The following is a 23,280-nucleotide window of genomic DNA, read 5'->3' on the forward strand; positions in this document are numbered from 1 at the left end:
TCATCCGACTTCATAGGATTAAGCTTTCTTCGTGTCATTTAGCGAAGAAAGCTTTTTTATTTTATCATCTATAAATAATATCGGGTGCTGTATCTCTTTGAAACTTTTAGATGAGTTTACCGTAATACTAGAGTAAGACATCAAAAGTGTTTGTGATTATCGTTTGCTACAGAAAAGGGAGAGATGGATTGTGAAATGGAATCGATTTTTTTCGCTACAACAATGGGCGCATGTTTTTAAAAGATTGCCAAGCTTATTAACCTCCCGGGAATTACCTCTAGGAGAAAAATTATTATTTCTTATACCAGTGTTAACGTATTGGGTATTGCCTGATGTGATGCCATTTATGCCTATAGATGATATTGGAGTCACTTTGTTGATGATGAATTGGTTTGTAAGTCGAGCGGAACGCAAAACAGCTTTTGTTTACGAGCAAAAGAAAGTTCGCTAAATGAAGTGATTCGGTTGCCAATAGCAACATAGCTCACTTTGCAAAGTACACTTTTATGGTAGGATCAAATGAAGAGCGCTTGAGGTTCTAAGCGCTCTTAGTCTTGCGTATTATGCAGTGGAGCTATACAATAGTATAGGTTGAGTTTACAGAATAAGTATCTGAACCGATCATACATTTCATAACAAATGAAACCCAAAAAGTATTGTTGGGTTCATTTCTTTTTCAAAAAAGAATATAATGGTCGAATATTCCAAGTATAGTTCCTGCATATAAGCAGGCTAGTCGATGAAGAGGAGCTGATCTTATGAAAGTCAAAATTACCCGTAATGCAGCGAAAGTGATTCAAGCTGAATTGGATAAACCCGAAAATGAAGGTCTAAAATTGCGCGTATTTATTACTAATTCTCACGGTGATCATGTTCATTATGGTATGGACTTGGGACAACCTGAAGGTGCAGAAGAATTAGTAAGCACAGATAAAGAAATCGATGTAGCGGTTGATCCTAATGAATCTTGGTTAGATGGTATTAAAATTGATTATTTATATTTGCCAGAAGAAGGTTTCGTCATCACTAACCCTTCCAAAGGCAATCATGGCGATCACTAAGATCGTTTGAGAAGGGAAAGTATAATGGCTAACGATATTCGCGTATGTGATAAGTGCAATCATGTTCGCCTCAAAACAATGATTCCAAAGTTGGAAAAAATGGCTCCTGATGCTGAAATTAAAATAGGCTGTAAATCATACTGTGGTCCTTGTGGCAAGCGCGCTTTTGTATATATTAATGGCCGTTATGTGAGCGCACCTACAGAAGATGAAGTGCTAGAGAAAGCATCTAAGTTTATTAAAAAACCATCTGTACAAGCGCAAGAACAGGTATAACCAGCAATCAACGGGGAACAACAGATTGCACCGATCAGTATGAAGTTATTGAGCGATACGTGCTTTCTATTGCATAGCTGTATAGCATAACCAAAAAGCCTTTGTAGATCTCACATTAACGTGATGATCCGCAAAGGCTTTTTTTGATATTTATGAATATGATCTTAGAAGAACGATGTCAATCGATCCATTTCAAATGAATTATTTGGCAGTAGTACTGGCTTCATGAAATTGACGAATCAGATCGTACGTAATCAGTTCGTCCGAGACATTCAGACGCTTCTGCGCTTCATCATAGCTAGAACGTGCTTGCTCAACGTCAGTCACTTTACGTGTTTTCATATCGTAGGCAGTACCATGTTCAAATATACCATCTGCTGACGGAATATAGAATACATTACCATCGGTAAATGCACCTGTACGTAGTACCACAAGCTTATCTTCTTTCTGATTGAACATATCGTTACCCATCAGATAGTAAGGGCTAGCGTTAATACCTAGTAAATGTAGAATCGAAGGTGTCATATCCAATTGCCCAGTAGGTTCATTATATGTTCCTGCGTGACTATCGTCAGGTAAATGAACAAGCATAGGGACTTGGTTCATCAGTTGTTCCATATCCAGAGCGGTTAAGGAGCGACCTAAGAATTCCTCCATCGGTTCTTTTTCTTTTAACGAATTATCATGATCTCCATAGAACATAAGAATAGTATCATCCCATAAGCCGTTATCTTTCATTTCTTGTTCCATTTCACCGAGAGCAGCATCGACATAGTGGAGAGACTGAATATAATCGCCAAATGTCGTTCCTGTCAGATCGCCCATATCCAATTCTTGTACAGAAGCAGGTAAGCTATATGGATGATGACTGGATAATGTAATCAAAAAAGAGTAAAACGGTTGTTTGAGTTCGACCATTTTATCAAGAGATTGTCGGAAAAATGATTTGTCACCAAGTGACCATCCTAGAGGTTCATCAATCGTAAAGTCTGGTTTACTGTAAAAGGTATCGTATCCCATATTTTGATACATGATCGATCGATTCCAGAAGCTACTTTCATAAGCATGGAATACATTGGTACTGTAATCTTTGCTTTTAAGTATTTTGGGCAACGTATCAAATTCATGATCAGGGTAACGGATAAATACAGAACCTGTAGGTAGCGGATGAAGAGAAGCATTAGAAGCCATATCTGCATCTGATGTACGACCTTGACCGGTCTGATGATAATACTGGCTGAAATACATACTCTTTTTCATCAAGCGATTAATATTAGGTGTGATCTCTTGTCCGTTATAACTTTGACCAATCACAAAGTTCATAAAAGCTTCGCCTTGAACAACGATCACATTTTTCCCTTTGTAAGCGCCAAATAGGTCATCATCGCCTGCTTTGGATCTTGTTGCTTGTTTGGCATCGAACCATTGTTTAACTTCATCCGTTTTGTCTGTCGACAATTGATCTTGAGGACCAAAATGATCGTCTGCATACCGATAAGCATCATATCCATGAAAAGCCAGTAGACCTGTTACATTGTAAAGAGACATGTTCCACCAGTTCCCTACAAATAATCCAGTTGCCCATGTAGATGTAGCGAACTTAATCGGACCTATCGTTAAGACCAGACCAAGTACAAAAACAATCATTCCTTGTACCAATCGTTTGGAAAAACGTGTAGGCAAAGATGGAGTATACGCTGATGAATATCGACGACTGGATGAATAAGATCGATTGGAGCGTCTACGGATACGACGTCCTATTAGAAATACTCCAACCAGAAGCAAAACGATCCAATCTGCAAACATCCATATATCTTCCATATAAATCAATTCCCAGATGCTATCACCTAGCGAATCCACTTGACCCGCTTGAAGTAATACAGGAATCGTTATGAAATCTTGAAAATAACGGAAGTAGACCAAATCTGAAAAAATCAAAAAAGTTAATAATACATCTAACACAATCAAAGCAATCAGTCGTCCACGATATGGCAAAAAGATCGTCCAAAAAGAGGCAAGCATAATAGAACCAATCGCTGTCACCACATCAAGTGGATTCATATCAATATTTTGCAAATGTAAATGACTATGCAAAATCATTAATTTAACCAGCATTAAGATTAGAAAAATTATATAATCTATTCGAGTAAACGAAACAAGCCACTTCAGGCGATCAAGCCAACTGCCACGCTCTGAACGAGAAGTTAAGTATGGCAAAGCCAGACCCCCTTACGTTTGAAAAAATAAATCCAATCTATACAAATTGTTATTTACGTTGTTGAAGCTTCAGCTTTAGGTTGACGTGGAGGCAAAGGTCCAAGATATTGAAGGAATTGACATTCAATCCGTCCATTGTATAACTTACGACGTTTGTCTGCTTTACGACCGAAATATTGTTCGAATTGACGAGTCGGACTGATTACGAATACAGACCAATCTGGTAAATAGATGGTTGCACGTCCTAGATCACGAATCATTTTTTCGACTTCTTTGACTTCACTTAGACGCTCACCATAAGGAGGATTCGTGATAATACAGCCGAATTTCCCTTGAGGTTGTACACGAGCTACAGGCATGACTTTAAATTCGATCTCGTCACCAAGCCCTGCACTTTTCGCACAAGCTTGAGCGATTTCGATTGCTTCAGGGTCAACGTCACTACCTACTAATTGCAAAGGAACATCGTCTTTGACAGCATCATAGGCTTCATCACGAGCTTGTTCCCACAACTCATCCGGAATAATAGACCAACCTTCAGAAGGGAATGAACGACGTAGACCAGGAGCGATATTCCAGCCAATCATTGCTGCTTCGATCAGCAATGTACCTGAACCACAGAACGGATCATAGAGCGGACGATGAGGGCCCCAGCGACTAAGTAACACCAGTGCAGCTGCTAATGTTTCTTTAAGAGGAGCTTCAGTTGCATGTTTACGATAACCGCGTTTGTGAAGAGAAGGACCTGTTGTATCCAACGTCAACAAAGCGATATCATCGTATAAAGACACATCTAACTTGTACAATGCTCCATCTTCAGGGAACCATTCGGTGTTATAGGTTAATTTAAGCTTTTCAACAACCGCTTTTTTAACGATACCTTGACTGGCAGGAACACTGCTTAACTGAGATTTCTGTGAACGACCGGATACAGGAAATTCACCGTCAGCAGGGATAAATTGATCCCATGGTAATGCTTTGGTTCCTTCAAACAATTCATCAAAAGTAGTGGCTTTGAACTCACCCATTTTGATCAATACACGATCAGCTGTACGCAACCAGTAATTGCAACGGCAAATATCAGCAAAATCACCGCTGAATGTTACACGTCCATTTTCAGTTTTCGTATCATCATAACCGAGTAATTTCAATTCTCTTGCGACTACAGCTTCAAGTCCCATCGGACAAGTCGCTATTAATTTCAAATCTTTCATTTTACAATGTCAACTCCATTTAAACTTGTAGGATAGTTCCGAAAACCATACAATCTAGTATAGGTGAATGAGGCTATACTTACAAACGTTTCTATGCCAATATAAATAAAATAAATAAGCATAATTGTAAGGTATATCGCTATTTTTAAAACGATATTGCGCTTATATACGTGATTGTATAGGATAAGGTACTCCGCACATATTGATTTTAATTTCTATTGTAACAGGTTAACGCCATGTAAAACCAAACAAAATGATCAACAGACTATAAAATGCTAAATCTTGATCATGATATCCAAAGGAGAAGTAAACATAATGACAGAACACTCGCCTTACAATGCTGAACAATATATGGATGAATTGCTTCAAGAAGATCCATTGTTAATTCAAATTAAACAAACGATTCGTGAAAAAGGAATGCCAGAAGTATCTGTAGCTCCAGGGTATGGACGATTATTGACGATGTTAGTACAACTATCTCGTGCAGAACAAGTACTTGAGATCGGTGCGCTTGGTGGATACAGCGGTGTCTGTCTGGGTAGAGGCTTAACGTCTACAGGTGCAATTACTTCATTAGAATTGCAAGCCGATTATGCTGCTCTGGCTCAGCAACATATGACACTTGCTGGTTTGGGAGAGCAGGTTGAATATCGGATTGGTGAAGCAATTCATAGTCTGGAACAATTGAAGCAAGAAGGAAGACAGTTTGATTTCTTTTTTATCGACGCAGATAAAGGAAATTATTTGAATTATTTAGAATATGCAATTACGCTGGCTCGCCCGGGGGCTATTATTGCAGGTGATAATCTTTTACTACGTGGTCGTACATTGAACCCTGATAAAAATGGGCCTGCTGTTCAAGCTGTGCGTGAATTTAACCGTCGTATGGTGACTGATTCTAGATTAACAGGTACTTTATTGCCTGCTTATGACGGTTTAGCATTAGCGATGGTGAAATAGATTAGTATAACGTTATAGTTCATAAGAAAAGAACCCTCTGATTTCTTCAAGACATTCTATAGAAGAGATTCAGAGGGTTCTTGGTGCATCATATAGCGAGATATATTGCGGAATCCCAATCACTTTTTATGATAATCGCTAGGGTTAGACTGGGAAGGGGAAGAAGTATTATGTTTCAATGCGCCTGGCTTCACATATAACTTGGTGCGTACCCATACCATATTGAGTAACAATAAGACCCCAGCCATAATAAATAGCCCTTCAATCCCGATAAATCCAGCTAAGACACCACCCATCACTGCACCTGTCATATTTCCAAGAGCGGTTGTACTGCTGTTAAATCCAAAGGCTCGACTTTCCATACCATCTGGCGTGTAATACCGAATTAATGAGTTCACACTTGGCAATAATCCACCCATACAGATCCCCATCATAAATCGAACAATGATTAACTGCTCTACATTCTGCACAAAAGCTTGCGGAATTAGCATCAGCCCTGCTCCAATTAACGAGAATGTGAGCACCCGATGCGCCCCATATTTATCACTGACTTTTCCCAAAATGGGAGCCATGAGCATATTAGATAATCCGGTGACTGCACTGACAAGCCCTGCCCAAAAGGCGACATTTTCAGCTGTACCATGTAATTTCTGTACATATAGAGGCATTAGCGTCATCGGACTAATCATTGCAAATTGCAGAAGTAGTGTAACTGTAAATAATGCAGGTAATTGTGGGGTTAAGCTTAGTTCGCGGAATCCTGATAATACCGATACTTTAGGCATTTTAGACGCAGCTAAACGGTCGAATTTCTCACGTACAAGGAATAGCGCTAACAATGTCGCCATAAAAATACATGCCCCTGTAATATAGAAAATCGATCGGAATCCAACAGTATCTGCCATAATTCCACCTATTAACGGACCAAGTATACTACCGGCTACCGTTCCCGACTGACTGATTCCCATCGCAAATCCCATTTTTTCTTTGGGAGTACTGCTAGAGATCAATGATATCGAAGCCGGATTGAATCCAGATATGGTTCCGTTTAATAAACGAAGGACTAATAAATGCCACGGTTGAGTTGCGAATCCCATGGCTGTAAATACAATCGCCATCCCGAATCCAGAGCGAAGTAACATGACTTTGCGTCCGTATTGGTCAGACAATTTGCCCCATAGCGGTTGAAACAAAAATGAAGTCACAAAGTTGGCAGCAAAAATAACCCCGGACCAGATCGCTATCCGGTGTTCACCTTGCACACCAATATCTTGCGATAAGTACAACGCTATAAAAGGAATGATCATTGTGGTTCCTGCATTAACCAGAAATTGACCAAACCATAATACGATCAAATTTACTTTCCATGCTTGCATCATGTTTCACTTCCTTAAAAAAGTCCATTCATATAGTATACCATAATTGACCACACTTTTTGAGGGGATAAGGTGATTTGATTGAGTGAAAATCACTTTTTATTGGAGTGGGAGATAGAGTGTTTATGGTACCAAGCGCTTTATGTAAGATATTTTGCTATGCAAAAATCACTTCTCATTGGAGTGGGAGATAGAGCGCTTATGGTGCCAAGCGCTGAATGTAAGATATTTTGCTGTGCAAAAATCACTTTTTATGGGAGTAGAAGATAGAGCGCTTATGGTGCCAAGCGCTTTATTCATCGGATTGTCATGGGATGTTCATGGTTGGGGAGTTGTTCCTGTACTTGAAAAAGGGCATAATTAGGAAGTGAGATTATTGACAGGAATATTGTTTATTATACAAAAATGACTGATTTTTATTGAACAGCGGAGGCAAAAAGATGACATATAATGATTCCTTTATACGCGCATGTCGAAAACAAGACGTCGATCGTTTGCCTGTCTGGTATATGAGGCAAGCAGGGCGTTATGATCCCGATTATCGCAAAATTAAAGAAAACTATAGTTTGCTCGAAATTTGTTTACAGCCTGAGCTTGCAGCAGAAGTGACCATGATGCCTGTGCACAAGTTAGGTGTGGATGCAGCTATTTTGTATTCAGATATTATGAACCCGGTGGCATCGATCGGAATAGATTTTGATATTGTCAAAGATATTGGACCTGTTATTGCGAATCCGATTCGTAATGCGGCTGATATTGAGCGCTTGCGTCCGATTCAAGTGGAGCAAGATTTGTCTCATATTTTAAAAACAATTCAGATTTTGGATAACGAATTAGAAGTACCTTTGATTACATTTGCAGGTGCGCCATTTACAATTGCCAGTTATTTAATCGAAGGTAGACCTTCCAAAAATTATATTCGTACCAAAACCATGATGTATAACGAACCCCAATTATGGCATGCTTTGATGCGCAAGCTTGGCGATATGGTAGCTACCTATTTGCGTGCTCATGTTCAATACGGCGGTAAAGCATTCCAATTGTTTGATAGTTGGGTAGGTGCATTATCACCGCTTGATTTTAGAACCTATGTATTGCCAACGATTCAGTATATTTTCGATCAACTGAAAGATTTGGATGTACCGAAGATTTATTTCCCGGGAGTGAGTTCAGGTGAATTATTACCAGAACTTCGTCAATTACCTGTTGATGTGATTGGTGTCGATTGGCGTGTATCGCTTGCTGAAGCACGCAGACGCTTAGATCATAAGTATGCAGTACAAGGTAATCTGGACCCTTATTTGCTAACCGGACCGTCTACATTAATTCATCAACAAGCCAAATTGATTATAGACGAAGGGTTACAAGATCCAGGCTACATTTTCAACTTGGGTCATGGTCTATTCCCGGAAGCTTCGATTGATAAGCTCAAAGAATTAACAGATTATGTTCATGAGTATTCAGCAGAAGTGCTTCGTCAACGCATCACTTCAAAGTAATAGATATAGTAGTAATTTAGAATAACGATATGAATTGAAGGAGCGAATAAATAATGAGTAAAAAAATTGGTGTTTTGGTTATGTCTTATGGTACGCCAGCAAGCTTGGACGATGTAGAAGCGTATTACACCCATATTCGCCGCGGAAATCCACCTGGAGCTGAACAATTAAAAGAATTAAAAGATCGTTATGAAGCAATCGTTGGCGGTGTTTTTCCTTTACGTGAAAATACAGATAATCAAGTTCTCGGTATGCAAAATATGCTGAATGAGCATACGAAAGATAGCGATTTGGAATTTGTTTGTTACCAAGGGTTAAAACATGCTTTTCCATTTATCGAAGACGGTGTGGAAAAAATGGCGGCTGATGGGATTACAGAAGCTGTCGGTATCGTACTTGCTCCTCATTATTCTACAATGAGCGTAGCTAGTTATATCAAACGTGCGAAAGAAACAGCAGAAAAGCACAACTTACCGATTTCATTTATCGAAAGCTATCATTTGCATCCTAAATTGATCGAAACGTTATCCAATCGTGTAAATGCTAAATTAGAGCTATTCGAAGAAACAGGTGCTACACGTGAGCAAGTTCGTGTATTGTTTAGTGCTCATAGTCTACCTGAACGTATTTTAACAATGGGAGATCCATATCGTGATCAATTGATGGAGACATCCAAAGCGATTGCAGAACGTGCCAATGTTCCTTCATGGCAGTTCACATGGCAAAGTGCTGGACGTACAGCTGAGCCTTGGTTGGGTCCTGATGTGTTAGATACGATGCAAGAACTAGCGAAAGAGCAAGTGAAATATGTATTGGTAGCACCGATTGGATTCGTATCCGATCATTTAGAAGTATTGTATGATCTGGATATTGAAGCACAAGAATTAGCAACTGAGATTGATATGCGTCTTATGCGTATCGATTCACTAAATACGGATCCATTGTATATGGAAGTACTCGCAGACGAAGTCATTCGTAAATATAAAGAGGTGCATGCATAATGAGCCAATCTACTCGCCGTGTCGTTGTCATAGGCGCAGGGATGACTGGACTCAGTGCGGCTTACTACATGCGCAAGTTTTTACAAGAAGCAGAGATTACAGCACAGATTACGATTGTAGATCAAGACGATCATATCGGTGGTAAAGTGAACACATTACATCGTGATGGATTTGTAATTGAACGTGGCCCGGATTCATTTCTCGCTCGCAAAACAGCGATGGTCGATCTGGCAAGCGAGCTGGGGATGGAAGATGAATTAGTCACTACCAATCCAGAAGCAAAAAAAACGTATATCCTTCATGATGGTCAATTGCATCCGATGCCTTCCGGTCTGGTGCTTGGGATTCCTACTGAACTGAGATCCTTTATGGAAAGTGATCTGTTATCAATGGATGGCAAAATTCGTGCATTGGATGATTTTCTTTTACCTGCCAAAATGGACGGCAAAGATGAGTCGTTAGGTGATTTTATCGAACGCCGTCTGGGCAAAGAAGTATTGGAAAATGTAACCGAGCCATTGCTTGCAGGAATCTATGCAGGCGATACACGTAAGTTGAGCTTGCAAGCGACATTTCCACAGTTTGGTGTAGTGGAACGTGAATATGGCAGTCTGATCAAAGGAATGAATACAGGAAGCAAACCTGTAGAAACGCACACAGGCACCAAAAAAAGTGCATTTCTAACGTTCCGCAATGGATTGCAAAGTCTGATTAACCGTCTGGGTGAATCATTGTCTACAGCAGATATGCGTTTGAACACAGGTGTAGAGTCTATTCAGCCTCAAGCAGATGGTATGTATATCGTATTGTTAAATGATGGACAACAGGTAGTTGCAGATCATGTAATTGTCACTGTACAGACATTTGCCGCTTCAAAACTATTGAAACCTTTGGTAGATACAAAAGCATTAGATCTAATCAATTATGTATCGGTAGCGAATGTCGTTATGGCTTTTGATCGCAAAGATATTCAGACGGAGTACGATGGTTCTGGATTCCTTGTGCCTCGTAAAGAAGGTCGCACGATTACAGCTTGTACATGGACTTCAACCAAATGGCTTCATACCAGTCCAGATGATCGCGTGTTAATGCGTTTCTATGTCGGACGTTCTGGCGATGAACAAGTGGTGGATGAATCCGATGAGCAGATCAAAGCTAAAGTATTGCATGATATGCGTGAATTAATGGGTATCGATGCAGAGCCTTTATTTACAGAGATTACACGTCTTCATCATTCGATGCCACAGTATCCTGTAGGACATATGGATAATATTTCTATGTTACGTGCTCAATTAGCAGCGCAATATCCAGGAGTATTAGCACTTGGAGCAGGATATGATGGAGTCGGACTACCTGACTGTATTCGAACAGCCAAAGAAATGGCGATGAGAGAAGCAGAACGTGTTACTTCGTTCTCTAATAGTCATTCATCTTAAAACGATATAAATAAGAATAGCCTTCTGTAATGTAAAGTACTCTGATTACACTCCTAAGTCGCATACATGATGCAATGTTATGGAGATGTCCAAAGAGACTTTACACCGCAGAAGGTTTTTTGCATCCTAGCATCACTTTTGCCGAACAACTAGAACCTGTTATAATAGACAAAGCGTAAAAGTAGGATTAAGCAATGATGTCATAAGATATCGCCCTCAGGTATAGTAAAATATTGCAAGCATTAAAGGAGTTCTTTATGTATACGACAAGGTCTCAACAATCCCGTCAGCGTCAGCAAGAAAAAAAGCAGCGTCAAAAGCGGCTCCGTAACTGGATCGTATTTAACACTGTGCTGGTTCTATCTATTGTTGCACTTGGCGGTTATTATTGGTTGCATGTGAAGCCACAAGAAGTACAGCAAGCCTCTACGTATCCGACAGAATATCCATTAGATCAGGCAACAGCGCCAGATTCGTATGGGAATGACCCTGTAGTGGATGACAATGATCATTCTAATCAGCCAGATGAAGAAGCAGCAGATCCGTCTCGTGCTACAACAGAAGCCGATACAGAACATCTAGATCAGACAGCAACCGATTCAGAAGCAATAGATATACCATCCAAAGACTCAACATCAACAGATCAAGCACCAGAAGAGACAACACCAGAGTCGTCTACTGACAAAGTAGAACCTCCCAAGTCTTCTTCAGATTCTTCCGAGTCATCTAATAAAGAACTTCAACCTGCTACCCGTACAGAACCATCCGGTCAGACCGTAACGCTTCATTTTGGTGGAGATGTGATGTTCTCAGGAAAAGTCGGTGAAAAGTTAGCCAAAGCAGGATATGATTATCCTTATCAATATGTAAAAGATTCATTTACTTCGGACGATCTGACCGTTGTTAATTTGGAAACGCCTGTAACAGATTCCAATACAACCGCAGCAGATAAAACGTATGCGTTTAAATCATCGCCTCAAGCACTCCCTCATATGGCAGACGCAGGTATCGATGCGGTGAATTTAGCGAATAATCATATTTTGGATCAAGGCATCACAGGGCTTACCGATACGATTGCTCAACTGGATCAAAGCGGAATCGCCTATGTAGGGGCTGGTAAAAATAGTGCTCGTGCTTATCAACCTGTGTATTTTGACCGTAAAGGAATCAAAATCGCTCTCTTGGGATTCAGTCGAGTTATTCCAGAAACAAGTTGGAATGCTGGGAAAGATCAGGCAGGAGTAGCGACCACATACGATTCAACCGCTGCTGAGGCGGCAATTCGTGAAGCCAAAAGTAAAGCCGATCTTGTTGTCGTTGTCGCTCACTGGGGTGTAGAACGTTCAGATACACTAGCTGATCATCAGAGTGATCTTGCACATACATTTGTCGATGCCGGTGCCGATCTGGTGATTGGTGGTCATCCTCATGTATTGCAAGGATTAGAGCAGTACAAAGGTAAATGGATCGCTTATAGTACAGGTAATTTTATTTTCACTCGTTCACTGGTTGCAAAAACATGGGACACCGGTGTGTTTGAAGCAAAATGTACAGTTAATGGAGATTGCAGTATGCAGGTTATTCCGTACACTGCGGAGTTAGGTCAGCCGGTACCGATGCCATCAGATAAAGCTCAAGCAGTACTCCAACGATTACAGACATTATCTAATCATATTCAATTTGATATCAAAGGAAATGCTATCGCAAATCCAGCCAATTAATAGATCCTAGATTATTTATAACAGAGGAGAATGTATAATGACTGCTATTCAAAACGTATATTGTGTAGGTCGTAACTATCGTCTTCATGCGGAAGAATTAGGAAATGAAGTACCGACTCAACCTATGATTTTTATGAAACCTTCTCATGCGGCTGTACCGTTAGAACATGCAGAATTGGTTTTACCTACAGACAAAGGTGAGATTCATTATGAAGCAGAGTTAGTGATTCGAATTGGACGCGATTATGCACCTGATCTTTCTGTGGAAGAAATGGTCGATGGATTAGCACTTGGGATCGATTTTACATTACGTGATGTACAAAGTGTTTTGAAGAAAAAAGGGCACCCATGGACAGCAGCTAAAGGGTTCAAAAACTCTGCACCGTTGACATCTTTTGTTCCATTTCCAGATGCTACAACATGGGCAGAACAACCTTTTGCTTTGCTCAAAAATGATCAGCAAGTTCAGCTAGGCTATACACGTAATATGATATTTTCACTCGAAACGATTATTGCTCATATTGGAGAAAATTATGGGCTTGCAGCAGGTGATATTATTTTCACAGGTACACCTGAAGGTGTTGGACCTGTAGCGATTGGTGATACTTTCGAATTAATGTATGCGGGCGCTTCTGTAGGTAAGTGCCGGATCGCAGAATAATGTTAGATTGGATCATAGGTGCGGTCTGTGCTGGATTGATTGCTGGACTTGCTTATAAAAAGCAGTGGTTATCCGGTTCAGGCGCATATGCAGCGGCTATTATGGGTACCATTTATTATGGAGCAGGCAATCTACTCTGGTTTGGATTGTTGATCTTATTTTTTATCAGTGGCAGCTTACTCTCCAAAATGAAAGGCGAACGCAAGCGCAAATTGGAGCAGGATTATGCCAAAACATCACGCCGAGATGCAGGGCAAGTATTTGCTAATGGTGGGCTGGGTATGATTCTGTGCCTCGGACATGCTCTAATACCTCATCCAGCATGGATATACGCTTTTGTAGGCGTGATGGCAACAGTTACCGCAGATACATGGGCAACAGAGTGGGGAAGCCTTAGTCGCAAGCCTCCGCGTTCTGTATTGAATGGTCGTGTATTAGAAGCAGGTGCTTCTGGAGGAGTATCTGTTCGTGGTACATTAGCTGCGGCGATCGGTGCATTATTGATTGGTATTGCAGCATGGGCATTTTCATTATGGTCAGGTGTATCTATAGAATCAAGCAACAATGTAGCTAAAGATGGTATACTTACTATTGGTCTATTGCCACTCGTTGGATTGGTGGGCGGATTAGCTGGTTGTTTTGCTGATTCTTTTTTAGGAGCAACGGTACAGGTGATGTATCAATGTGAAGTCTGCGGTAAAGCTGTGGAAACCAAAGTACACTGTAATCGCCTAACGTCTTATTTGCGTGGATGGCCATGGATGAGTAATGATCTCGTGAATGGGCTTAGCTCTATTATTGGTGGAGTTGTAGCATTGTTATTTTTATGGGTATAGGAGAGTGCGCTAATGAGCAGCACCACAGGTGAAAAGTTAGAATTAATTTTGGATGCTGCTTACGATCTTTTTGGTTCCAATGGATTTTATGAGACCAAGATTTCAGATATCGCACACCAGGCAGGAATAGCCAAAGGAACGGTTTATTTATATTTTAAAAGCAAAGAAGAACTATTTATGGCTGTTACTCGTCGAGACTGTGAACATTTTCTTGACGGTTTAGATACTAATTTGCAAAATTGTAGTACGATGGCAGAACGATTGCTTGTGATTGCCAAGCATCATTCGATGTATTATTTTGAACGTAAGCATCGCACCAAGTTATTTTTCCGGACACCCAATAACGACCCTGAACTTATGGCGTATATGAAGCAGTTTATGTTGCGATATATGCAAGCGGTAGAGAAAGTACTCACAGAAGGTGGAGTCGCTCAACCCGTATGGTGTGCAGAATCGTATATTGGTATGTTAGACCGGATACGTATGGATATTTTATTCAACCCTGAGTTTCCGATGGAACAACTTCATGAACGGACAGACTTTGTTGCACGTCTATTTCTAGAAGGTTGTCATCATTCGCTGAATACTCAGGATCAAATAGACCGGGATCAGTCCCAAGAAGGTGAGTCACAATGAATATTATGACAGTGGAGTCAATCTCCAAAAGTTACGGCGAAAAAGTACTATTTGAAAATGCTTCATTTGGGATGGAAGATCAAGACAAAATCGGTATCGTTGGTGTCAATGGTACAGGGAAATCAACGTTTCTTAAAGTCATTGCAGGAATGGAAAGTACAGAAAGTGGACGTGTGACTATCAATAATGGATTACGTATTCGTTATTTGGCACAGAATCCACCGTATGATCCGGAAGCCACAGTATTGCGTCAAGTATTTGATGGCGGAGGGGAAGAACTTCAAATTGTTGGTGCATATATGAATGTACTGGAACAATTAGAGACTCATCCTGAAGATGAAGCTGTATTAGAACAACTGATTCATTTGAATCAAGAATTGGAACGCTTAGATGCATGGTCACTCGAAAGTGAAGCCAAAAATATTTTGTCCAAATTAGGCATTCATCATTATGATGCTTTGATGGGTACACTATCCGGTGGTCAACGTAAACGGGTAGCTCTTGCGTCTGCACTAATTCAACCGTCTGATTTGTTAATTTTGGATGAGCCTACGAACCATATTGATCATGATTCGATTACTTGGTTAGAACAATTTTTGCAAAAGCGTCGTGGTGCATTGTTAATGATTACGCATGATCGTTATTTCTTGGATCGTGTAGCTAATGTGATGATCGAACTGGATCATGGTAGTCTATATCGTTATGAAGCAAACTATTCACGTTTTCTTGAACTCAAAGCAGACCGTGAAGAACGAGAAGCAGCATCTGAAGATAAGCGTCAAAATCTATTGCGTCGTGAATTAGCATGGATCAGACGTGGAGCCAAAGCTCGTACAACCAAGCAACAAGCACGTATTAACCGTTTTGAGCAGTTGAAAAATGATGGACCAGGTCGTCGCGATGAAGCGATGGACATGTCTGCGATTTCTTCTCGTCTAGGGAAACAAATTGTAGAGTTAGACCATGTGTCATTAACGCTTGGTGGTAAAGAGCTGATTCACGATCTGACGTATCATGCTGTTCCTGGAGATCGGATCGGAATTGTAGGTCCCAATGGACGTGGTAAATCGACATTGCTGAATCTGGTATCTGGTCGTCTGGTTGCAAGCGAAGGTAATGTGGTTACAGGACAGACCGTTAAATTTGGCTATTTCACGCAGGAGCATCAAGAAATGGATGAATCAATGCGTGTGATTGAATATATCAAAGATGTGGCAGAAGTCGTAGAAACAGCAGATGGTAGTAAAATCTCTGCTTCGCAAATGCTAGAACGATTCTTATTTACACCTGCATCACAATGGACACCGATCTCTAAATTATCCGGTGGGGAAAAGCGTAGATTGTATTTACTACGTGTACTGATGGGCGCACCTAACGTATTGTTACTGGATGAGCCTACCAATGATTTGGATATTACAACATTAACCGTTTTGGAACAATATTTAGATGAATTCCCTGGCGTTGTATTCGCTGTTTCGCATGATCGCTACTTCTTGGATCGTACGTGTGATCGTATCTTTGCTTTTGAAGGTGAAGGTCAGGTTAGTATTCATGCAGGAAATTATAGTGATTATGAAGAGCGCATTGCCGATCTTGCCAAAATTGCTAAAGCAGCTAATGCACCTGTTGTTGCACCCAAAGCAGTAGAACCTGCACCTGTAAAAGAAAAAGCACCTGCTCCAGACAAAAATGCTTGGCGCAATAAAGTCAAATTCTCATATAAAGAGCAATTAGAATATGAGCAAATTGATAAAAATATTGCAGATACAGAGCAGAAGCTAGTCGATCTTGCTAGTGATATGGAGAAAGCATTCAGCGACTCTGTAAGACTACAAGAATTGATGGCTGAGCAGACAGCAACTGAAAAGCATTTAGAACATCTGATGGAACGCTGGACGTATCTAACCGAATTGGCTGAAAAAATACAGCAAAGTCAGAATTAATCCCATTCGATCTCCAAAGACTGTTAGGGTATAAGCATCTCAGTGTGATATCAATAAGCATTCTATAAAACAAAAACCTTCTTTCTTATCATTTCTGACGAGAAAGAAGGTTTTTTTGTGTATTATTTTATTTAGTCGTAATATAAGCGCCTAATAATTTGGCGGTATTAATCACAGCATCTGTATGAGTACGTTCCATAGAATGCGAAGCATGTACACCAGGCCCGATGAGAGCTGCACGAATATTGTTGCCTGCACGAAGAGCAGCAGAAGCATCTGAACCATAATGAGGATATACATCTACAGCATAAGCGATCTGCTCCGCTTGAGCCAATTCAATCAATTTGCCTGTCATTGCATAATCATAAGGACCAGAAGAATCTTTGGCACAGATTGATACATCGGTTTCTTTGCAGCTAAGATCGTCTCCGATACAACCCATATCCACAGCGATCATTTCATGAATACCTTCAGGAATATAAGCTGTACCATGACCCACTTCTTCATAATTGGAAATTAGGAATTGAGTGCGATACTGTGGTGTCCATTGATGAGTGTGTTGTGACTCTAATAATGCAAACAATGCGGCTACACTTGCTTTATCATCCAAATGACGAGATTTGATATACCCACTTGGTGTAACGACAGGACGAGCATCAAATGAAATATAATCACCAACTTGTATGCCTAGTTGCTGTACATCTTCTTTGGACGATACCAACTCATCAATTCGAACTTCCATATTTTCTTCTTCACGCTTAAGCCCACGTGCTTCATCATATACATGCACAGAAGGTTGAACAGACAGGATAGTACCTGTATACGTTTTGCCACTGCGTGTATGAATCGTGCAGTATTCATTTTCAATACTATTCATACTGAATCCACCTAGAATTGTAAAACGGATTGTTCCTTGCGATTTAATTGCACGTACCATTGCACCAAGTGTATCTACATGTGCACTGAGAGCAATCGTTTTGGAAGCATCTTGGCCGTCTAATGTTAAGATCAGACCGCCTTTTTGATTATACTCGGTCGTAACGCCGAATTTGCCAGCTTCTTCTGCAATACGTGTAATAATATCATGTGTAAATCCAGTCGGGCTTGCCGTAGATAATAATTCTTTGAGCAGCGAAATAGTATATTCTTGATTGATCGTGATTGCCATTATAAAACGTCTCCTTAGTGAGAAAAATTGGTATAAAAATCATTCGTAAATTTATATTTTAAGCATAGTTCACATGAAAAAACCACTTACCTGTTGACTGAAATCAGACAACAATCGATAAGTGGTTGAGTTCATCTTGATCAGTAAGTAATCTGTTTAGCTTTTCAGCTCTTATTACTTACGGTTTGAAAAAGAAGTTGCAGTCGTATCATTATCAGTATACATCGGCTTGAGTGGATCATTATCTACAGATGATGTAGTTAATGGAGTTCCAGCAACTGGAGCTTGAGCTAACTCAGCTTTCAGTAGTTTGATCTCACGCTGTAAGCGGTACTGACGATAGATACCGTAAAATCCTACAATTAGACCACCTAACAAAGCGCATCCAATAATTAAAAGAATTAAAGGTACTTGTACTACATTAAAATAAAGATTTACCTGCACAGGATTGACATTGATTACCGCAAATACAGCTGTAATTAGCGCAAAGATCAAACCTAAAATAAGCATCCATTGCATTTTCAAAATAATAACCCCCTCAATTTAGCATAAGGCCGAATACATCCTTATCTAATCTATAAAACGCAATCAACCCTATTGTAAACATGTCTTTACAAGTATTAGGTGAATTTTGAAGGGAATGCAAAGTCTAGTTGTAGTTCACCAGCTTCAAATTCTTATTTTGCTAACTCTTCCATTTCTGTAATCAATGCTTCAAATACACTCATAGCTTCGCGAATAGGAGCAGGAGTAGACATATCAACACCCGCTTTGGCAAGGATGTTAATAGAATAATCACTACCACCGCTTTGTAAGAAACCGGTATAACGATCTACAGCAGATTGACCTTCTTCCAAAATTTGTTTGGAGAAGCTTGTTGCCGCAGAGAAGCCTGTCGCATATTTGTACACATAGAAGCTATTGTAGAAATGCGGGATACGTGCCCATTCCATTTCAATATCCTGATCGACATGCATACCTTCACCATGATATTTCACATTGAGGTCATAGTAGATTTTGGATAGTTCTTGTGGAGTTAAGGACTCACCAGCTTCTGCGCGAGCATGGGTAATCATTTCAAATTCAGCAAACATCGTCTGACGGAAAACAGTTGTGCGGAATTGATCTGCATAATACGTTAACAGATACATTTTTTCTTTAGGATCTGTCGATTTTTTCAAAAGGTAGTCCATCAATAACGCTTCATTAGTCGTCGAAGCGACTTCTGCAAGGAAAATAGTATACTGTGCATCACGATAAGGAAGAGCATTGTCTGAATAATAACTATGCAATGCATGACCCATTTCATGAGCCAGTGTAAACATACTATTCAGATTGTCTTTGTGATTCAGTAGAACGTAAGGATGGACACCATAAGCACCCCAGCTATAAGCCCCTGTACGTTTACCTTCATTCTCATACACATCGATCCAGCCTTCATTATAGCCTGCTTGAAGCGCTTGTTGATAATCTTCACCGAGTGGTTTGAGACCTTCTGCGACAGTAGCTTTGGCTTCTTCATACGTGATATCCATTTTGAATTCATCAACGAGTGGCGCAAATAGATCATACATATGCAATTCATCCACACCAAGCAATTTCTTACGTAATGCAATATAACGATGCAGTAGAGGAAGACCCTCATGAATCGTATCGATCAAGTTGGTATATACTTCTTTAGGAATATTATCTCCATAAAGAGCTTTTTCCAACACAGATGGATATTTACGTACATTAGCATAGAAAATATTTTTATTAATATTAGCTGTTAATGTAGCAGCAATTGTATTTTTTTGACGAGCATATGCGCTATAGATTGCTTTGAATGCACGCTCACGTAGTTCACGATTCGGATTTTCCAAAAATTGAATATAACGACCATGTGTAAGTTCCACTTCATTACCATTCTCATCTATAATGTTAGGGAATTTCATATCTGCGTTATTCAACATTCCGAAAATAGTCTGTGGTGCTTGAGAAAGATTACCCACTTGTGCGAGCAAAGCTTCTTCTGCTTGTGTCAACACATGTGCTTTCTCACGCTTCATTTCTTGTAATGTAAAGTGATAAGGAGCAAGAACAGGAGAAGCAAGCAATTCATCCAACTTCTCATCAGACAGACCCAAGATTTCAGGTGTGATAAAGGAAAGGGCTTGACCAAGTTCTACGCCTAATTTTTTAACTTTTTGCGACAATGCCTGATATGTAGGATTGGTAGTGTCTTCATCCTGATGCATATGAGCATACGCATATAATTGTTCGACTTGTAGACCGATACGATCTTCGAGCTCAAAAGCCGATTTGACCGCTTCAGGAGTGTTGAGTTTACCTTGTAATTGAATCGCTTCAGGTAATTCTTGTTTTACTTTGTCATAGGCTTGATCCCAAGCTTGTTGATCTGCGAACAGATCGGATAAATTCCAGCAATTTTCCTGTGACACTTCTGACCGTTTAAGTACTTGCTGCATAAATAAATCCTCCTCTTGAGCGATGATATGATAGATAGTTAATAGATCTACATCAAGCTATATTATGTGTTAGGGTTAACGGCAACCAAAAATCCGTAGATCATTAAGAAGAACGCAACCAATAACATGACAATAGCAAAAATAGCAAGCCAGCGCTTTAAAGGCGCTGGAATGGTTTCCTTATAAGCAATCAGTACAAACCCTTGCAAAAAAGCAAGAATAATAAATATGACAATCGCTGTATAATTCATTGGAAAGGGTTATACCTCCCGAAAAGCATTCATAATTTCTTCCCATTCCGCTTCTGTTTCAAAGCGTTCTTTAGGAAAACGATCGCTTGCCCATTGCATCAAAGCAGGACGGCTCAAGAAATCATGCGTTTCTTCGCCCCATTCGTCAGAGATCTCTCTCAAAACAATTTTGCGTCCTTGAACTTCAATAGTCATCATATTCCAATTGTCTTTTTTATAAATTGTGTGTTTTTTTATCATTTTAGTATTCTACTCCCTGTCCGTTTGCTAAAATCATACCCTTTGCCTTCATTAATTGCAAATCATATCCGTTGTTTTATTTGCTATTTAAGAACAGGTGCGTTATACTATGGTTATGCGTCATATATGGCGATATTCTAGGAGGTTTTTTGAATGAAAGGTACAGTTAAATGGTTTAATGCAGAAAAAGGTTTCGGATTTATTGAGGTTGAAGGTGGAGAAGACGTATTCGTACATTTCTCAGCTATTCAAAGTGATGGTTTCAAATCGTTAGATGAAGGTCAAGCGGTAGAATTCGACATTACTGAAGGTAACCGTGGTCCTCAAGCAGCTAACGTAATTAAATTATAAGACCGATATCTGCTTAGCAGATCACTTATATATTGAATATTCGTTTGAATGTTCATCCATATGTTAGTAAAAGCGTAAGTTCTCTTGATTCATTTCAAGAGACTTGCGCTTTTTTTATATGTCTATATGTAATCTATACTCTAAATAAAAACCCTGTACCTATTCTAGGCATTCCTAGAGCAGTACAGGGTTTTGTACAACACATCAATTATGTTAATAAGGATATCTGATTATTATTTACGAATATCTGGCAATCTTAATTATTCACTTGAAGTCCAGAACGTCGTCCTGTACGACGAATAACCAGTGTAATGATAGCTAACTCAGCAGCAAGTCCGATCGACTGAGCAAGTGCCCCGATTACACCATTCCATGCAGGGAAGATAAAAAGTAGGATTATCAGCACGATAAATGTACATATAGCATTGGCCATCTGTGAACGAAACATAGCTTTGGTTTGTCCACGCAAAAGAATCAGTCCATTCGAATAATCTAACCATGGCATAACTAACGCGTACAACACAAAAGCTCGTAAAGTATACAGACTTTGTGTTAATAATTCACCGTTCACGTTCATAATATGTCCTAGCACCCAATAACTCATAGGCGTATAAGCAATAATAGCTAGCAAAGTGACAGGAATAAATCCAGTTAACAATCCAAAGCGGCGTACTTTTTTGGGATCGATATGATAGAAATTCAATACAATCTGATGAATATACGTAAAAAAGCTAAGCATTAATTGTAACAGACTGCTGGCAATTGCAAAGGAAGAAATCGCTAAAGCAATACCTTCTGTTTTACCAAGAACAACATTGATAGCAGGGCCAATCAACATCGCAACAAAAGATGAAAAAAGGAGTGGTTTGTAAAATTTGAATACATCTGCACGTGTTTCTACCGGATGATCGGCAAGTTTTTCAGGCATCTTTTTAGCGATATTTCGTCCTTCGCTATAGCTGACAGCTGCTTCGATAATCATACCTGTCAGAAATAAGATGGCTCCGATCATACCACTTGTAATCTGATGATAATAAATAAAGTAAAGAGATAACGAGTACATACCTGCTAAACGGAATACCATGCCAATCGTTAACCATTTGGTACGATTATTGGTAATAATAATGCCTTGATAAATATTGCGAATCACTGAAAAGATACTCACAAACATTAAGATTGCATACACATTAATCACTAATGGAACCATCGAATCTTTGATTCCGAATAAAGTACTGAGTATCCATTTTCCTATAGGCGTATAGACAATCAGTATGCCAATGGCTAGTACAAAGGCTAGAAAAATCCATGTTACTTTGAGCAAAGCTTTGAACGAAAGTCGATCTCGCACAAGCGCAGAACAGGTCTGCCGCAATAAGGTAGACGGTCTTTCTGTAATCGTCACTAGACTCATCGCTAACGCATAGCTAGCAATCACCACTTCAGCATCAACAGCAAATGCCAGCGTACGATTAATAATGACATGTGAAATAGTGACTAACGAGGCTGAAATCCCAAGAGGGATAAAAAATGAAAACAACCGCCTCCATGAGAGCGGTTCTGGTGTGGACATATGTAATCGTCTCCCTTTGTTCTATAAAAATTATCGTTAGTATATCATAATGATCTATAAGAGAGCGTGATCTAACCAACAAAAAGTTACATTTTTTAAAAATTGTATTTATTTGTACAAGTTTATTACTGATGATTATAGGTATAGAGCAGGGTGTGGAAAGTCAAAACAAAAAGTGGTGTTTTTAATCCGATTTCCAACATTGAATATCCTTTTTGTATTCTATTCAAAGACCACAGAGAAAATAAGAAATATATGCCCTTAAAATGAAGAAAAAAAGAAAGAAAACCCATATGTGGCGCGGTGTGATAAATTCAATTGTACGTTGTGAGCACTCTGAATATAATGTATGATAATACTGATAGGTTCAACAGACAACTATGTGGAGGAAGCCC

22 protein-coding genes are annotated in these 23,280 nt (G+C 39.6%); 13 read left to right on the top strand and 9 right to left on the bottom strand.

The annotated features are described in order from the left end of the window. The first annotated feature begins 190 nt into the window (after positions 1-190). The 3 genes from PTI45_RS08060 (at position 191) to PTI45_RS08070 (ending at position 1,337) form a co-directional block, all read left to right on the top strand. Positions 191-451, top strand: coding sequence for a hypothetical protein (locus tag PTI45_RS08060; RefSeq protein WP_069327046.1), 261 nt, complete (start codon positions 191-193; stop codon positions 449-451). Positions 452-758: 307 nt separating this feature from the next. Continuing rightward, positions 759-1,061 carry a heme biosynthesis protein HemY gene (locus tag PTI45_RS08065; RefSeq protein ID WP_069327047.1) on the top strand — a complete coding sequence of 101 codons (303 nt, stop codon included), beginning with the start codon at positions 759-761 and terminating at the stop codon, positions 1,059-1,061. A gap of 24 nt (positions 1,062-1,085) precedes the next feature. Next, the gene (locus tag PTI45_RS08070; RefSeq protein WP_069327048.1) at positions 1,086-1,337 is read left to right on the top strand and encodes a YuzB family protein; all 252 of its coding nucleotides are present in this window, start codon (positions 1,086-1,088) and stop codon (positions 1,335-1,337) included. A gap of 201 nt (positions 1,338-1,538) precedes the next feature. On the opposite strand, the gene PTI45_RS08075 is transcribed toward PTI45_RS08070, so the two are convergent. Next, on the bottom strand, positions 1,539-3,554 hold the full coding sequence (locus tag PTI45_RS08075; RefSeq protein ID WP_069327049.1) for an LTA synthase family protein: 2,016 nt from the start codon (positions 3,552-3,554) through the stop codon (positions 1,539-1,541). A gap of 53 nt (positions 3,555-3,607) precedes the next feature. Further along, on the bottom strand, positions 3,608-4,768 hold the full coding sequence (locus tag PTI45_RS08080) for a THUMP domain-containing class I SAM-dependent RNA methyltransferase (protein ID WP_069327050.1): 1,161 nt from the start codon (positions 4,766-4,768) through the stop codon (positions 3,608-3,610). A 315-nt stretch (positions 4,769-5,083) separates the two neighbouring features. Between PTI45_RS08080 and PTI45_RS08085 the strand changes: the two genes are divergently transcribed. Continuing rightward, positions 5,084-5,728 carry an O-methyltransferase gene (locus PTI45_RS08085; RefSeq protein WP_069327051.1) on the top strand — a complete coding sequence of 215 codons (645 nt, stop codon included), beginning with the start codon at positions 5,084-5,086 and terminating at the stop codon, positions 5,726-5,728. Positions 5,729-5,847: 119 nt separating this feature from the next. Here PTI45_RS08085 and PTI45_RS08090 read toward each other — a convergent pair whose 3' ends face one another. After that, the gene (locus PTI45_RS08090) at positions 5,848-7,104 is read right to left on the bottom strand and encodes an MFS transporter (RefSeq protein ID WP_069327105.1); all 1,257 of its coding nucleotides are present in this window, start codon (positions 7,102-7,104) and stop codon (positions 5,848-5,850) included. 440 nt (positions 7,105-7,544) lie between these two features. Here PTI45_RS08090 and hemE point away from each other — a divergent pair, with 440 nt between their 5' ends. The 8 genes from hemE to PTI45_RS08130 all read left to right on the top strand — a co-directional run bounded on the left by hemE (position 7,545) and on the right by PTI45_RS08130 (position 16,837). Further along, positions 7,545-8,603 carry a uroporphyrinogen decarboxylase gene (hemE, locus tag PTI45_RS08095; protein WP_069327052.1) on the top strand — a complete coding sequence of 353 codons (1,059 nt, stop codon included), beginning with the start codon at positions 7,545-7,547 and terminating at the stop codon, positions 8,601-8,603. Positions 8,604-8,656: 53 nt separating this feature from the next. After that, a complete protein-coding gene (hemH, locus tag PTI45_RS08100; protein WP_069327053.1) occupies positions 8,657-9,604 on the top strand; it encodes a ferrochelatase in 948 nt (315 codons plus the stop codon). Continuing rightward, positions 9,604-11,040, top strand: coding sequence for a protoporphyrinogen oxidase (gene hemG / locus PTI45_RS08105; protein WP_069327054.1), 1,437 nt, complete (start codon positions 9,604-9,606; stop codon positions 11,038-11,040). Before hemH ends, hemG begins: the two co-directional genes overlap by 1 nt. A gap of 257 nt (positions 11,041-11,297) precedes the next feature. Then, the gene (locus tag PTI45_RS08110; protein ID WP_069327055.1) at positions 11,298-12,761 is read left to right on the top strand and encodes a CapA family protein; all 1,464 of its coding nucleotides are present in this window, start codon (positions 11,298-11,300) and stop codon (positions 12,759-12,761) included. A gap of 34 nt (positions 12,762-12,795) precedes the next feature. Continuing rightward, a complete protein-coding gene (locus tag PTI45_RS08115) occupies positions 12,796-13,422 on the top strand; it encodes a fumarylacetoacetate hydrolase family protein (RefSeq protein WP_139129229.1) in 627 nt (208 codons plus the stop codon). Continuing rightward, on the top strand, positions 13,422-14,258 hold the full coding sequence (locus tag PTI45_RS08120; protein WP_069327057.1) for a DUF92 domain-containing protein: 837 nt from the start codon (positions 13,422-13,424) through the stop codon (positions 14,256-14,258). Before PTI45_RS08115 ends, PTI45_RS08120 begins: the two co-directional genes overlap by 1 nt. A 12-nt stretch (positions 14,259-14,270) precedes the next feature. Beyond that, a complete protein-coding gene (locus PTI45_RS08125) occupies positions 14,271-14,894 on the top strand; it encodes a TetR/AcrR family transcriptional regulator (protein ID WP_069327058.1) in 624 nt (207 codons plus the stop codon). Beyond that, the gene (locus PTI45_RS08130; protein ID WP_069327059.1) at positions 14,891-16,837 is read left to right on the top strand and encodes an ABC-F family ATP-binding cassette domain-containing protein; all 1,947 of its coding nucleotides are present in this window, start codon (positions 14,891-14,893) and stop codon (positions 16,835-16,837) included. The genes PTI45_RS08125 and PTI45_RS08130 overlap by 4 nt, the downstream gene beginning before the upstream one ends. A gap of 127 nt (positions 16,838-16,964) precedes the next feature. Here PTI45_RS08130 and PTI45_RS08135 read toward each other — a convergent pair whose 3' ends face one another. The 5 genes from PTI45_RS08135 to PTI45_RS08155 all read right to left on the bottom strand — a co-directional run bounded on the left by PTI45_RS08135 (position 16,965) and on the right by PTI45_RS08155 (position 20,964). Continuing rightward, on the bottom strand, positions 16,965-18,005 hold the full coding sequence (locus PTI45_RS08135) for a M42 family metallopeptidase (RefSeq protein ID WP_069327060.1): 1,041 nt from the start codon (positions 18,003-18,005) through the stop codon (positions 16,965-16,967). A 174-nt stretch (positions 18,006-18,179) separates the two neighbouring features. Then, a complete protein-coding gene (locus PTI45_RS08140; protein WP_175425146.1) occupies positions 18,180-18,530 on the bottom strand; it encodes a LapA family protein in 351 nt (116 codons plus the stop codon). A gap of 152 nt (positions 18,531-18,682) precedes the next feature. Continuing rightward, positions 18,683-20,473, bottom strand: coding sequence for an oligoendopeptidase F (gene pepF, locus PTI45_RS08145; RefSeq protein ID WP_069327061.1), 1,791 nt, complete (start codon positions 20,471-20,473; stop codon positions 18,683-18,685). A 62-nt stretch (positions 20,474-20,535) separates the two neighbouring features. After that, entirely contained in the window at positions 20,536-20,724 is a 189-nt protein-coding gene (locus PTI45_RS08150; RefSeq protein ID WP_069327062.1) for a hypothetical protein, read from the bottom strand. A 9-nt stretch (positions 20,725-20,733) separates the two neighbouring features. Next, a complete protein-coding gene (locus PTI45_RS08155) occupies positions 20,734-20,964 on the bottom strand; it encodes a hypothetical protein (RefSeq protein ID WP_069327063.1) in 231 nt (76 codons plus the stop codon). Positions 20,965-21,117: 153 nt separating this feature from the next. Between PTI45_RS08155 and PTI45_RS08160 the strand changes: the two genes are divergently transcribed. Further along, complete coding sequence (locus PTI45_RS08160; protein ID WP_069327064.1) at positions 21,118-21,315, top strand: cold shock domain-containing protein; 198 nt, start codon at positions 21,118-21,120, stop codon at positions 21,313-21,315. 256 nt (positions 21,316-21,571) lie between these two features. On the opposite strand, the gene PTI45_RS08165 is transcribed toward PTI45_RS08160, so the two are convergent. Then, positions 21,572-22,885, bottom strand: a complete 1,314-nt coding sequence (locus tag PTI45_RS08165; RefSeq protein WP_069327065.1) for a multi antimicrobial extrusion protein MatE — start codon at positions 22,883-22,885, stop codon at positions 21,572-21,574. Positions 22,886-23,280: the final 395 nt, after the last annotated feature.

Source organism: Paenibacillus nuruki, assembly GCF_001721045.1.
In the GTDB taxonomy this organism is placed as follows: Bacteria; Bacillota; Bacilli; order Paenibacillales; family Paenibacillaceae; genus Saccharibacillus; species Saccharibacillus nuruki.